12 protein-coding genes are annotated in these 12,200 nt (G+C 70.2%); 4 read left to right on the top strand and 8 right to left on the bottom strand.

From position 1 onward, the window contains the following. Together BXA11_RS37405 and BXA11_RS37410 are read right to left on the bottom strand one after the other, a co-directional pair. Positions 1 to 608 (bottom strand): trypsin-like serine peptidase (locus BXA11_RS37405; protein WP_425293415.1); only part of this gene is annotated, 608 nt, incomplete at its 3' end. Positions 609 to 904: 296 nt separating this feature from the next. Next, complete coding sequence (locus BXA11_RS37410) at positions 905 to 1,603, bottom strand: TetR/AcrR family transcriptional regulator (RefSeq protein ID WP_076442365.1); 699 nt, start codon at positions 1,601 to 1,603, stop codon at positions 905 to 907. 96 nt (positions 1,604 to 1,699) lie between these two features. On the opposite strand from BXA11_RS37410, the gene BXA11_RS37415 reads away from it, so the two are divergent. Beyond that, positions 1,700 to 2,290, top strand: coding sequence for a TIGR03086 family metal-binding protein (locus BXA11_RS37415; protein WP_076442367.1), 591 nt, complete (start codon positions 1,700 to 1,702; stop codon positions 2,288 to 2,290). A gap of 5 nt (positions 2,291 to 2,295) precedes the next feature. On the opposite strand, the gene rsmA is transcribed toward BXA11_RS37415, so the two are convergent. From rsmA to BXA11_RS37435, 4 genes are all read right to left on the bottom strand, one after another. After that, positions 2,296 to 3,147, bottom strand: a complete 852-nt coding sequence (gene rsmA, locus BXA11_RS37420) for a 16S rRNA (adenine(1518)-N(6)/adenine(1519)-N(6))-dimethyltransferase RsmA (RefSeq protein WP_076442369.1) — start codon at positions 3,145 to 3,147, stop codon at positions 2,296 to 2,298. Positions 3,148 to 3,166: 19 nt separating this feature from the next. Continuing rightward, on the bottom strand, positions 3,167 to 4,024 hold the full coding sequence (locus BXA11_RS37425) for a TatD family hydrolase (protein ID WP_076442371.1): 858 nt from the start codon (positions 4,022 to 4,024) through the stop codon (positions 3,167 to 3,169). Between the two features lie 2 nt (positions 4,025 to 4,026). After that, the gene (metG, locus tag BXA11_RS37430; RefSeq protein WP_076442373.1) at positions 4,027 to 5,613 is read right to left on the bottom strand and encodes a methionine--tRNA ligase; all 1,587 of its coding nucleotides are present in this window, start codon (positions 5,611 to 5,613) and stop codon (positions 4,027 to 4,029) included. Positions 5,614 to 5,697: 84 nt separating this feature from the next. Continuing rightward, the gene (locus BXA11_RS37435) at positions 5,698 to 6,381 is read right to left on the bottom strand and encodes a helix-turn-helix domain-containing protein (RefSeq protein ID WP_083744859.1); all 684 of its coding nucleotides are present in this window, start codon (positions 6,379 to 6,381) and stop codon (positions 5,698 to 5,700) included. On the opposite strand from BXA11_RS37435, the gene BXA11_RS43525 reads away from it, so the two are divergent. Beyond that, entirely contained in the window at positions 6,371 to 6,535 is a 165-nt protein-coding gene (locus BXA11_RS43525) for a hypothetical protein (RefSeq protein WP_159454902.1), read from the top strand. The genes BXA11_RS37435 and BXA11_RS43525 overlap by 11 nt on opposite strands. On the opposite strand, the gene BXA11_RS37440 is transcribed toward BXA11_RS43525, so the two are convergent. After that, the gene (locus BXA11_RS37440) at positions 6,532 to 7,773 is read right to left on the bottom strand and encodes a glycosyltransferase family 2 protein (protein WP_063754704.1); all 1,242 of its coding nucleotides are present in this window, start codon (positions 7,771 to 7,773) and stop codon (positions 6,532 to 6,534) included. The two genes, BXA11_RS43525 and BXA11_RS37440, sit on opposite strands and share 4 nt — an antisense overlap. A 398-nt stretch (positions 7,774 to 8,171) precedes the next feature. Between BXA11_RS37440 and BXA11_RS37445 the strand changes: the two genes are divergently transcribed. After that, entirely contained in the window at positions 8,172 to 9,608 is a 1,437-nt protein-coding gene (locus BXA11_RS37445; protein ID WP_239105290.1) for a hypothetical protein, read from the top strand. A gap of 46 nt (positions 9,609 to 9,654) precedes the next feature. Here the strand turns inward: BXA11_RS37445 and rsmI are convergent, their stop codons facing one another. Continuing rightward, a complete protein-coding gene (rsmI, locus tag BXA11_RS37450) occupies positions 9,655 to 10,485 on the bottom strand; it encodes a 16S rRNA (cytidine(1402)-2'-O)-methyltransferase (RefSeq protein ID WP_076442377.1) in 831 nt (276 codons plus the stop codon). A 106-nt stretch (positions 10,486 to 10,591) separates the two neighbouring features. Here rsmI and BXA11_RS37455 point away from each other — a divergent pair, with 106 nt between their 5' ends. Beyond that, positions 10,592 to 12,199: a dolichyl-phosphate-mannose--protein mannosyltransferase gene (locus BXA11_RS37455; protein WP_030511396.1), complete on the top strand. Its 1,608-nt coding sequence runs from the start codon at positions 10,592 to 10,594 to the stop codon at positions 12,197 to 12,199. Position 12,200 lies beyond the last annotated feature (1 nt).

A 12,200-nucleotide genomic window follows, 5' to 3' on the forward strand; every position in this document is an offset into this window, starting at 1 on the left:
ACGCCGTTGTAGACGGTCACGAACGCGTAGTCGCGGTCGCCGTCCTCATAGACGTCGTAGTCGTAGTGGGTGTACGCGGTCTTACCCACGTAGATGCCCCACGGAGTCTTGCCCTGGTAGTAGCCGGGGACGAAGACCCACTTGTCGAGGGTCGCCTTGTTGCTCTTGGTGTCGTACACGCAATGGCCGGCGGTCGCCACCAGGTTCTTGTACTGGCTCTGCACGGCGGTCGCCGAGCACCAGTGCGGCTTGTGGTCGGCACCGATGAAGAACACCTTGCCGGTGGTCTTCGGCAGGTTCACGTTCTTCGACGTGCCGGAGGAAGCCGACTTGTCACCGCTGGAGCCGACCACGCCGGCCTTGCTGTCCGCGGAGGCGCCACCCGAGGAGACGTGCTTGGTGGGCAGCGTGGTCTCCACCGCGTACGGCGTCGCGTTGACCAGGTTGGCCTTGTTCTGGCCGTACCAGAAGGCGGCGACCTGCTTGGCAGCGAAGTTGGTGCTGGCCAGGGTGTCGTGCGGAACGGAGTCCGCGTGGGCGGGGGCGGCGACGACGGCGGAGGCCAGGAGGCCGACCGCGATGCCGCCGAGGGTGAGGGTGCGCTTCAAGTTACTACTCCCTGGTCTGATCGTCGGGCGCCACTGCGCCCCATCCGTCAGTAAAGGACGACTAAAAGCTATCTGAGGATTTGCTGGCAGTGACCGCCCCAGTGGTTTTCCGTCTGATCACCGCGTCAGGATCGCGATCGTCGCCGCCGCCCGCACCCTCTCCGCGGCCGCCACGTTTTCGCTGATCACATGGGCCGCCATACGCGACCCCGTCACAAACCGTCACTGATCGACACAAGCCCTGTGTGTGATGTAAATCACACTCCTTCGATGGAACGGGATCACCGTCGATCACGTCAAACTCGGCCCGACTGACCCGGCCGCCGCCACCGCCAGTTCAGCTCGCCCGGCTCCGGAGCCGGGCCGGGGAGAGCGTCCGCGCCGGTCCCGGTCACACCGGCTCCCGCGACACCGGCTCCGGCAACACCGGCGAGCACCATCGCCAGGAAGCGCCGCCGCAGCTCGCGCGTGCGCTCCGCGTCGGGCACGCGTACGGCGGCGCACCCCTCCAGCACGAGACCGATGTCGTCTACGACCAGGTCACGGCGCAATAGTCCGGCCGCGTAGGCCCGCTCCACCAGCCGGCCCATCAGCTCGGCGGCCCGCCGCGCGTCACGCCCCATCTCCTCGGTCGGCGTGAAGGTGCCGGCGAGGTGGACCGTGAGCGAGTGCACGTCGGCGTCGACGATCCGTTCGAGGAAGACGACGAGCGCCTTCCACGCGTCCGGCTCGGCCTCGACCGCTTCCGCCTCCTCGATCCAGCGGCGCAGGCCGTCGTGGCACAGCCTGCGCAGCAGGTCCTCCTTGCCGGGATATCTCCGATAGAGCGCGCTCATTCCGACCCCGGCCCGCTCCGCGACGGCCGCCACCGGCGCCTTGGGATCGGCCAGGAAGACCTCCCTGGCGGCGTCGAGGATGGCGGCGTCGTTGCGCGCGGCCCGGCCCCGCCGTCCGGCGAGGCCGGCGGAACCGCTGTCGTCCGTCTGCTTCGGCATGCGGCCACAGTAGCAGTGGAACAGAGCATTCCGTTCTGCTATAGTGGTGAGCAACGGAACAGAACATTCCGTTCTAATGAGGAAGAGGGGCATCCCATGAACGAGACCACGACGGCGAGCTGGCGGACCCTGCTGACCCAGGCGCACGACGCGTTGCGCGACGCCGTCGCGGGCGTCGGCGGCGAGGCGTGGGACGCCCCGACCCCGTGCGAGAAGTGGTCGGTCACCCAGGTGCTGCAGCACGCGACCGGGGACCAGACGGCCTTCACCGCCGCGATCACCGGTGGGCCGTGGCCCTCGGAGGACCCGTTCTCGCCCTCCGGCCGTATCGAGGGCGACCCCGCGGCTCACCTGGCCGTCGCGCTGGACGCCTCGGCCCGCGCTTGGGCGACCGTGGACGACGACGCCGAGCAGGTGCCGGTGCCGCTCCCCCAGGGCCCCATGCCGGCGTGGCTCGCGGCCGGCGCGTGTGCGCTGGACGCGGCGGTGCACGCCTGGGACATCGCCGTGGCCACGGGGCAGCCCTCGCCGCTCACCCCGGAGATGGCCCTGCCCCTGATGGAGGTCGCCTCCCGGATCGTCGAACCGCTCCGGGCCTACGGCGCGTACGCTCCCGCGCTGGAGACCGGCGACGACGCCGACGCGGTGGCCGTGCTGCTGGCCTACCTCGGCCGCCGGCCGATGTGAACCGTCTAGGTCGCCGCGGCCCGCTGCTCGGCGATGCGGGCGAAGTCCTCGACGCCCAACTGCTCCCCGCGGGCCGAGGGGTCGACCCCGGCCCCGAGCAGGGCCTTCTCGGCGGCGGCCGCCGTGCCGGCCCAGGAGGCGAGCGCGGCCCGCAGCGTCTTGCGGCGCTGCGCGAACGCCGCGTCGACGGCGGCGAACACCTCTTCGCGGGTCGCCGTCGTCGCCGGCGGCTCCCGCCGTACGAACGAGACCAGGCCGGAGTCGACGTTCGGCGCGGGCCAGAAGACGTTGCGCCCGACCGGACCGGCCCGGCGCACCTCGGCATACCAGGCGGCCTTCACCGAGGGAACGCCGTAGATGCGCGACCCCGGCGTGGCGGCGAGCCGGTCGGCGACCTCCGACTGCACCATCACCAGCCCGCGCCGCAGCGACGGCAGCACCTCCAGCAGGTGCAGCACGACCGGCACGGACACGTTGTAGGGCAGGTTCGCGACCAGCGCGGTCGGCTCGGTCCCGAGCTCGGCGGGCCCGACCTTGAGGGCGTCGGCGTGCACCACGGTCAACCGGCCGGCCACCTCGGGAGCCCGCTCGGTCACCGTCAGCGGCAACTGCTCCGCCAGCACCGGGTCGATCTCCACGGCGACGACCTCGGCGACCTCCGGGAGCAGGGCCAGGGTGAGCGAGCCCAGCCCCGGCCCGACCTCGATCGCCACGTCGTGCGGTTCGACCCCGGCGAGCCGGACGATCCGGCGGACGGTGCCGCCGTCGATCACGAAGTTCTGCCCCAGCTTCTTCGTCGGCCGGATGTTCAGCTTCTCCGCGAGCGCACGCACTTCGACCGGCCCGAGCAGACTCATGTCTCCAGTGTCTCCCGCGCTACCAGGCGCCGAAGACGGTCTCGCCGTTGACCGTGATCCGGGCGGCGAGATCGGCGAGGTCCATGCCCTTGACCTCCGCGAGGCAGCGGAGCGTGAGCGGGATCAGGTAGGGCGCGTTGGGCTTGCCCCGGTGCGGCGTCGGCGGCAGGTAGGGCGCGTCGGTCTCGACCAGCATCAGCTCGGGCGGGGCGACCGCCGCCGCCTCGCGCAGATATCCGGCGTTCTTGTACGTCACCGGGCCGGAGAACGACATGAAGTAACCGGCGTCCACACACCGCTTGGCCATCTCGGCGTCGCCCGAGAAGCTGTGGAAGACGACCACGTCGGGAGCCCCCTGGTCGGCGAGCACGGCGAGCACGTCGTCGTGCGCGTCGCGGTCGTGGATGACCAGGGCCTTGCCGGTCCGCTTGGCGATCTCGATGTGCGCGCGGAAGCTGGCGTGCTGGTCGTCCTTCGACGCCCAGTCGCGGAAGTAGTCGAGCCCGGTCTCCCCCACCGCCCGCACCTGCGGCCGCCGTGCGAGGTCCTCGATCTCGGCGAGGACCTCGGGCGTGGAGGCGTGCGCCTCGTTGGGGTGGATGGCCACGGCCGCGTAGACGTCCCGGTGCCCGCCGGCCACCTCGGCGTTCCACCGGGACGACGGCAGGTCGTATCCGACGGTCACCAGCCGCGTCACGCCGACCGACTTCGCCTCGGCGAGGATCGACTCGACGCTCGCCCCGGCCGCCTGGGCCGCCAGCGCGACGGGATCGCCCGAGGACGCCTGCCGGTTGCCGACCATGATGTCCAGGTGGCAGTGGCTGTCGAACACCTCCGCCGGCAGCGCCTCGGGCGGCGCGGGACGCTCACGCGACATGGTCAGGCGTTCTCCAGCCGCGGGAAGAGGATCTCGCCCTTGACGACCTGCGCCCCGGCGGGCAGCCGGCCCCAGGTGGCGAGGTCGGCGATCCGCTGGTCCGCGAGCGCGCCCAGGTGCGGCTCCGCCCCGAGGGACGCCCACAGCTTCTCGGCGGTGGTCGGCATGATCGGGTGGAGCAGGACCGCGATCGCGCGCAGCGACTCGGCCGCGGTGTAGAGGATCGTGGCGAGCCGCGCCTGTCCCTCCGCCGAGTCGTCCTTGGCCACCTTCCACGGCGCCTGCTCGCTCAGGTAGCCGTTGACCTGCTTGACGAAGTCGAAGATGGCGCCGATGCCGCCGGCGAAGTCCAGGTTGTCACCGATCAAGGTGTCGGCCTGGGCCACCGCCGCGGCCAGGCCGTCCGCGATCGCCTGCTCGGCCGGGCCCGCGTCCTTCGCCTCCGGCAGCACCCCGTCGAAGTACTTGCCGATCATCGCCGCGACCCGGGACGCCAGGTTGCCGAAGTCGTTGGCGAGCTCGGAGGTGTAACGGGCGGAGAAGTCCTCCCAGGAGAACGAGCCGTCCTGGCCGAACGGGATCGCCCGCAGGAAGTAGTAGCGGTAGGCGTCCACGCCGAAGTGGCTCGTGAGGTCGCGCGGCGAGATGCCGGTGAGGTTGGACTTGCTCATCTTCTCGCCGCTGACCAGAAGCCAGCCGTTGGCGAAGATCTTGCGCGGCAGCGGCAGGTTGTTGGCCATCAGCATGGCCGGCCAGATCGCCGCGTGGAACCGGAGGATGTCCTTGCCGACCAGGTGGACGTTCGCCGGCCAGGTGGCGTCGAACTTCGCCTGGTCCGAGCCGTACCCGACGGCCGTGGCGTAGTTGAGCAGCGCGTCGATCCACACGTAGATGACGTGCTTGGAATCCCAGGGGACCGGGACGCCCCAGTCGAAGGTCGACCGCGAGATCGACAGGTCCTGCAGGCCCTGCTTCACCAGCTGCACGATCTCGTTGCGCGCCGAGGCCGGCTGGATGAAGTCGGGGTTCTGCTCGTAGTGCTCCAACAGGCGCGGGCCGTACGCGGAGAGCCGGAAGAAGTAGTTCTCCTCCCTCAGCCACTCGACCGGGCGCTTGTGGATCGGGCAGAGGTCGCCCTCCAGCAGGTCGCCGGGAGACTTGTACTCCTCGCACCCGATGCAGTAGGGGCCCTCGTACTCGCCCTTGTAGATCTCGCCCTTGTCGTACAGGTCCTGCACGAACTCCTGCACGCGGTCGGTGTGGCGCGGCTCGGTGGTGCGGATGAAGTCGTCGTTGGCGATCTGCAGGTGCTCCCAGAGCGGCTTCCAGGCCTCCTCGACGAGCTTGTCGCACCACTCCTGCGGTGAGACGCCGTTCGCCTCGGCCGTACGCATGATCTTCTGACCGTGCTCGTCCGTGCCCGTGAGGTACCACACCTTCTCGCCGCGCTGACGGTGCCAGCGGGTGAGCACGTCGCCCGCGACGGTCGTGTAGGCGTGGCCCAGGTGCGGGGCGTCGTTGACGTAGTAAATCGGCGTCGTCACGTAGAACGCCGACTCCCCGGATGCAGTCGTACCTGTAGCCGCCATGTGCGAATCCTATCGGCCCCGGGGAGATGACTCCTCGGGTTAAAACGCCGCGCGCCGCGGACGCGGGCGACGTCTCCGGGAAGGTCAGCCCGCACGGCGGACGGCGGCCGGAGTCGTGCCCAGCCGAGCACGCATCACCCGGGTGAGGTGTTCCCGGTGGGAGAAGCCGCAGCTGACCGCCACCTCGCCGATGGAGGAGTTCCCGGTGCGGAGCAGGCGGCATGCCCGCTGCAGGCGCAACCGCAGCAGGTACTGGTGCGGCGACTCGCCCGTACTGGCCTTGAACTGCCGGGTGAACTGGCTGACGCTCAATGAGGCCGCGGCGGCGAGATCCGCGACCGGCAGCGGTTCGGCGAGCCGCCGCTCCATCAGCTCCCTCACCCTGGTCATCCGCCGGGACGAAAGGCCGCTCGGGGTTCTGCGCCCCGGGCGCTCACGGCCCGCGCGATGCCGGTGCACGAGCTGGGCGGCGAGCATCCCGGTCAGGTGGTCCGCATAGGTGCGGGCTGGGGGCTCCCAACGCCGCACGACACCGTGCAGCGCGAGCATGAGCTGCTCGACCAGCGGGTCCTTGGCGCCCAGCTCCTCACGCAGCTCCACCGGCCGGCCGTCGTTGGCCTCACGCAACGCCTCATCCGTGAGGTACGCGTGGACCGTGTCGAGCCCGCCCCCGAGCTCCACCGACAGACTGCGGCCGGCCGGGTGGAGGAAGAGCCCCCCGGCCGGAACCTTCCGGGAATACCAGGACCTCGTCGAAGTGCCGGTCACCGTCGCTCCGGCGGGCTACGACCTGGTCACCTGGGCCCAGGACGTCTACGCCGACGTCGCGGTCGACGGCGACGACGCCGGGGAGACCGACCTGACCCCGGTCAGGCTGGGCCACAGCGTCGCCTTCGACTGGGCGATCCGCGCGGCGCTCTAGGCCACGGACTCGCGGTCGGCGGTGGTCTCGGACTCGCGGCTGACGGCCTCGGCGGCCTCCTCGGCGGCGGACGCCGCAATGTCGACCGGGTTCTCCCGCGTACGGCGGATGCCGAGGATGCTGATGAACAGCGACGCGAAGATCGTCTGGAAGCTCATGACGAACGCGGTCGCCGACGGCACGACGAGGCGCAGCGACTCGGCCGGGATCAGCTCGCCGAAGCCGCGGCCGCCCCAGTGGGCGAGCGAGGCCACCAGGCCGACGAGACCGGCCACGGCCAGGGCGCCACCCGCGAGCAGGCCCTTCTCCAGCGTGACGACGTCCACCAGCCTCCGGATGCGCCGGTCCTCGGGGAGGAAGCCCTCCTCGGCCGCGTACACCTTGGTGAACAACGCGAACAAGACGGCCTGGAAACCGCTGACCACCATCGCGGACGCGCCGACAAGCGTGTCGACGTCGAAGGCGAGCTTGCCGATGTAGACCGGGCCGAACGACAGCGCGGCCCCGGCGACGAGGCCGAGGCTCATCAGCACCAGGCCCGGGATGAAGAACAGCCAGCGCGGGCTGTAAAGCAGCAGGAAGCGCAGGTGACGCCAGCCGTCCCGCCAGGAGCGCAGGTGCGGCGGGCGGGAGCGGCCGTCGGGCGACAGGGTGGTGGGCACCTCGCGGACGTCGAGCCCCTGCAGGGTCGCCTTCACGACCATCTCGGACGCGAACTCCATGCCACCGGTCTGGAGTCCCAGCCGCAGGATCGAGTCGCGGCGGAAGCCGCGCAGTCCACAGTGGAAGTCGCCGATCGCGCTGGGGAAGAACAGCCGGCCGATGAACGACAGGACCGGGTTGCCCAGGTAGCGGTGGAGCGGGGGCATGGCCCCCGGTGCGATGCCGCCGCGGAACCGGTTGCCCATGACCAGCTCGGCGCCGTCCCGGAGCTGCTCGACGAAGGGCATCAGGCTCGTGAAGTCGTAGGAGTCGTCGGCATCGCCCATGATGACGTACTTGCCGCGAGCGGCCCGGATGCCGCCGATCAGGGCGTTGCCGTAACCCTTCTCGTCAATATGGACAACCCGGGCGCCCGCATCGCGGGCCAGCTGTTGCGAGCCGTCGGTGCTGCCGTTGTCGGCGATCACCACCTCGCCGTCGATCCCGTTCTCGCGCATGCAGGTGAGAGCCTTGCGAACACAGATCTCAACGGTCTCGGCCTCATTGAGGCATGGCATGACAACGGTAAGTTCCACGTCGCAACTCCTCGCATATGACGGCAGGACACCAATGATGCCCGCTTCCCCGTAGCGCCCGAGTCAAGTCCGTGAAACGGCTGGCATTCTGTAACCGTGACTCCACCCACCGCTGGAGCGGCGGGCTCCCCGCGTCGCCGGCCAAGCGGCGTCGCAGAGGACGAGCCCGGCCCGGAGAGTTCTCAGCGCGCCGGCCACGCCGGCGTGCGGGGTATGCCCGCAGGTGACGTGCCGGAACTCCGCCCGGACGGCGCGGTCGTCCTTCGTCACACGCCCGCGGCTGTCCCATGGAAGGCATCGGCGAAACTCGAGGGGAGGAAGCGCGGACTCACCCGCCGGTTGAAGCAGGCGGTCGAATCCGCGCGACTTTGATGGTCGCGATCGCGGATCCTCCATCGGTGAACGTCTCCCCGGCGGGCGGCTGGGACCGTCCGCTCGCCCTGCTGCGCCGGCACCGGATCTTCGCGGCCACGCTCGGCGTCGCCTTCGTGCTGCGGATCGTCACGATGCTGGGCTTCGGCCCCGCCATGTGGTTCAACGACTCCTACGACTACGTGTCCGTGGCGCTGCGCCCGCGTCCGCACCCGATCCGCCCGGACGGGTACAGCTTCTGGCTGCTGCTGCTCAAGCCGTTCCACAGTTTCTCGCTCGTGGTGTTGACCCAGCACCTCATGGGCCTCGCGGCGGCGTTCCTTATTTATGCGCTGCTGACCAGAAGATTTGGGATGCCAGGCTGGGGGGCGACGCTGGCCGCCGCCCCCGTGATGTTCGACGCCTACCAGATCCAGCTCGAACAGCTGATCATGTCGGACACCATGTTCATCCTGCTCGTCGTGGGCGTGGTGACGCTCGTGCTGTGGCGGGAGCGGATGACCTGGCGGAGCGGCGCCGTGGTCGGGCTGCTGCTCGCGCTGACGGCGCTGACCCGGAGCATCGGCCTGCCCATCCTCGCCCTGGTCGTGGCCTACCTGGTGATCAAGCGGGCGGGCTGGAAGCCGATCGCCGCCATGGTCGCCGCGTGCGCGCTGCCCGTGCTGGCCTACATGGGCTGGTTCAAGGCGGTGAACGGCCAGTTCGCGATGACCAACAGCGACGGAGTGATCCTCTACATGAGGACGTCGCTGTTCGCCGACTGCCACAAGATGGACATCGACGAGCGCCGCGAGCTGGAGCTGGCGCTGCTGTGCATCAACGTCGCGCCCAAGGACCGCGGCCTGTCCGCCCAGGCGTACCTGTGGTGGGACGACCAGAACCAGCTCCACGTCTTCGGCTCGGGCATGAAGTTCACCCCCGAGATCAACACGAACGCGAGCGCCTTCGCGAAGAAGGCGATCCTGGCCCAGCCGGGCGACTACCTGGCCGCGGTGGCCAAGGACTTCTTCCGCGCCTTCCAGTGGGGCCGTCCGCGGTTCCCCGACGCGAAGACCTTCCTGCAGTACGAGTTCGACAACGAGTACACCCGCAAACTGCCCAAGTGGAGCTCCTACCACAGCACCACGGACAAGGACGCCGAGGCGTACGAGAACGGCCCTGCCGCGACGCACGTGGTCTCGCCGTGGTCGGACATCATGATCGGCTACCAGAAGGTCGTACGGCTGCCGGGCCTCGTGCTGGGCATGCTGCTGTTGTTCGGCCTCTACGGCCTGGCGCGGCGCTGGCGCGACCTCGGCGGGCCCGCGCTGCTGCCCTGGCTGGGGGCGGTGGGGCTGATCCTGGCCCCGGCGGCGACGGCCGAGTTCGACTACCGCTACCTGCTGCCCGCCGCCCCCCTCGCCTGCCTCGCCGCCGCCATCACCGCGCGTGATCTTGTAGTCAGTCGCAGGCGCGGCCGCTGACCTGGGCGGCCAGCCTCCGTGATCACCGGTGCGACAAACTACAAGATCACGACGGTGGGGTGGCGTGGACGGCGTTGTAGAGGTCGCGCTTGGGGACGCCGGCCGACTTGGCCACCTCGGTGATGGCCTGCTTGCGCGACACACCCAGGCCCTCGCGCCTGGCCACCTCCTCGACCAGTTCCTCGATACCCGGCGCGGCCTCCTCGGCGGTCCGTCCCGCCACCACCAGCGTGATCTCGCCCCTGACCTCGCCCGCGGCCCATTCGGCCAGCTCGCCGAGGCCGCCGCGCCGCACCTCCTCGTAGGTCTTGGTGAGCTCACGGCAGACGGCGGCGGGCCGCTGCGCGCCGAAGGCCTCCGCCATCGCCGCCAGAGTCGCGTGCAGGCGGTGCGGCGCCTCGAAGAACACCATCGTGCGCTCCTCGGCCGCCAGCGCCGCCAGCCGCCTGGACCGCTCCCCCGGCTTGCGCGGCGGGAACCCCTCGAAGCAGAACCGGTCGCTCGGCAGGCCGGAGACGGCGAGGGCGGTCGTCACCGCCGACGGACCGGGCAACGCCGTCACGGGCAGGCCGGCCTCGACAGCGAGGCGGGTGAGCCGATAGCCGGGGTCCGAGACGCCCGGCATCCCCGCGTCGGTGATCACGACGACGGTCCGGCCCTCGCGCAGCGCCTCCAGCAACTCGGCGGCCCGCGCGCTCTCGTTGGCGTCGTAGTAGGACACCACGCGGCCGCCGATGGCGATCTCCAGGTCGGCCGCGAGCCGCCGCAGCCGGCGGGTGTCCTCCGCGGCGATCACGTCGGCCGCGGCGAGCACTTCGCGCAGCCGTGGGGAGGCGTCTTTGGGCTGGCCGATCGGGGCTCCGGCGAGAACGAGCATCCGTCCACCCTATGGCGGGCGTGAAACATTCATCGACGAACGGCCAGATGACCGAATCCGCGCGCGACCCGTGTCCTAGGCGGGGACTCACCAGTAATCTGTCCGCGTGGCCGTGACCGACTATTCTCACAAGGCGTTCGAGCAGCCGGAAGAGGGACCACAGGAGAACGCTCCCGCGGTTTCCCTGCGCGACCGGCTCGTGCCGCCCATGCCCGGCAGCGCCATGTGGGGCTGGCTCGGCCCCATCCTGGTCGCCCTCTTCGGCGGATTCCTGCGGTTCTACCGCCTGGGCACGCCGCACTCCGTCGTCTTCGACGAGACGTATTACGTCAAGGACGCCTTCGCCACCATCAAGTACGGCGTCGAGCGGCAGTTCGTCGACGGCGCGGACAAGCTCCTGCTCTCCGGCAACGAGAACATCTTCAAGCAGTGCGGCTCGGTGAGCGAGTGCGCCTCCTACGTGGTGCACCCGCCGGTCGGCAAGTGGCTGATCGGCCTCGGCGAGTTGATCTTCGGAGCGAACCCGTTCGGCTGGCGCTTCGTCGCCGCGCTGCTCGGCACGCTGTCCATCCTGATCCTCGCCCGCACGGCCCGCAGGATGACCCGCTCGACGCTGCTCGGCTGCGCGGCCGGCCTGCTGCTGTCTCTCGACGCCCTCCACTTCGTGCTGTCCCGCACGGCGCTGCTGGACATCTTCCTGATGTTCTGGGTGCTCGCCGGGTTCGCCTGCCTCGTGGCCGACCGGGACTGGTCCCGCAGCCGCCTCGCCGCGTGGCACGAGGCGGGGTCGCCCGCGGACGGGCCGCGGCTGGGCCTGCGGCCCTGGCGCCTGGCCGCCGGGCTGTGCCTCGGCCTGGCCATGGCGACCAAGTGGACCGGCGGCTTCTACATCGCCGCCTTCGCGATCATGACGCTGCTGTGGGACGTGGGCGCCCGGCGGGCCGTCGGCACGCCCCGGCCGTACGGAACGGTCATCCGCCGCGACCTTCCGCTCGCCGCGGCGTGGATGGCGGCCGTCCCGATCGTCACCTACATCGTGTCGTTCACGGGATGGTTCGTCACCGACAAGGGCTACGGCCGCAACTGGGACCAGGCCACATCGAGCGGCCCGGTCTACTTCGTCATCGACTCGCTCCGCTCGTGGTTCGACTACCAGAAGCAGGTGTTCAGCTTCCACACGGGCCTGGAGGCGACCCACCCGTACCAGTCCGAGCCGTGGCAGTGGCCGCTGCTGCTGCGCCCGGTGGCGTTCTTCTACGAGTCGCCGAAGAACTGCGGCGCCGCCTCCTGCTCCTGGGCGGTCCTCGGCACCGGGACGCCGATCATCTGGTACGCCGGTCTGCTCGCGCTGATCGGCATGATCGCCTGGTATGTCGCGACCCGCGACTGGCGGGCGGGCGCGGTGCTGCTCGGCTACGCCGCCGGATGGCTGCCGTGGTTCTACTTCGCCGTCGCGGACAACCGGACGATGTTCATGTTCTACGCGATGCCGATGGTGCCGTTCATGATCCTGGCACTCGTGCTGGCGTGCGGATTGATCATCGGCAGAGAGGACCCTGCCCGGCCCAACCGGCGCGTGGTCGGCACGGCCGTGGTCGGGGCGTTCGTGCTCCTGGCCCTGGTCAACTTCGGCTGGCTCTATCCCGTGATCGCCGCCGAGTCCATCTCGTACGACTCCTGGCACGCGAGGATGCTGTTCGACTCGTGGATCTGAC

It is taken from the genome of Microbispora rosea, from assembly GCF_900156315.1.
GTDB lineage: Bacteria > Actinomycetota > Actinomycetes > Streptosporangiales > Streptosporangiaceae > Microbispora > Microbispora rosea.

Bases quoted from the DNA above. Each gene is read 5' to 3' on its own strand.
- metG (WP_076442373.1), bottom strand. From the start codon at position 5,613: ATGGCGGCTACAGGTACGACTGCATCCGGGGAGTCGGCGTTCTACGTG.
- BXA11_RS37410 (WP_076442365.1), bottom strand. From the start codon at position 1,603: ATGCCGAAGCAGACGGACGACAGCGGTTCCGCCGGCCTCGCCGGACGG.
- rsmI (WP_076442377.1), bottom strand. From the start codon at position 10,485: ATGCTCGTTCTCGCCGGAGCCCCGATCGGCCAGCCCAAAGACGCCTCC.
- BXA11_RS37415 (WP_076442367.1), top strand. From the start codon at position 1,700: ATGAACGAGACCACGACGGCGAGCTGGCGGACCCTGCTGACCCAGGCG.
- rsmA (WP_076442369.1), bottom strand. From the start codon at position 3,147: ATGAGTCTGCTCGGGCCGGTCGAAGTGCGTGCGCTCGCGGAGAAGCTG.
- BXA11_RS37425 (WP_076442371.1), bottom strand. From the start codon at position 4,024: ATGTCGCGTGAGCGTCCCGCGCCGCCCGAGGCGCTGCCGGCGGAGGTG.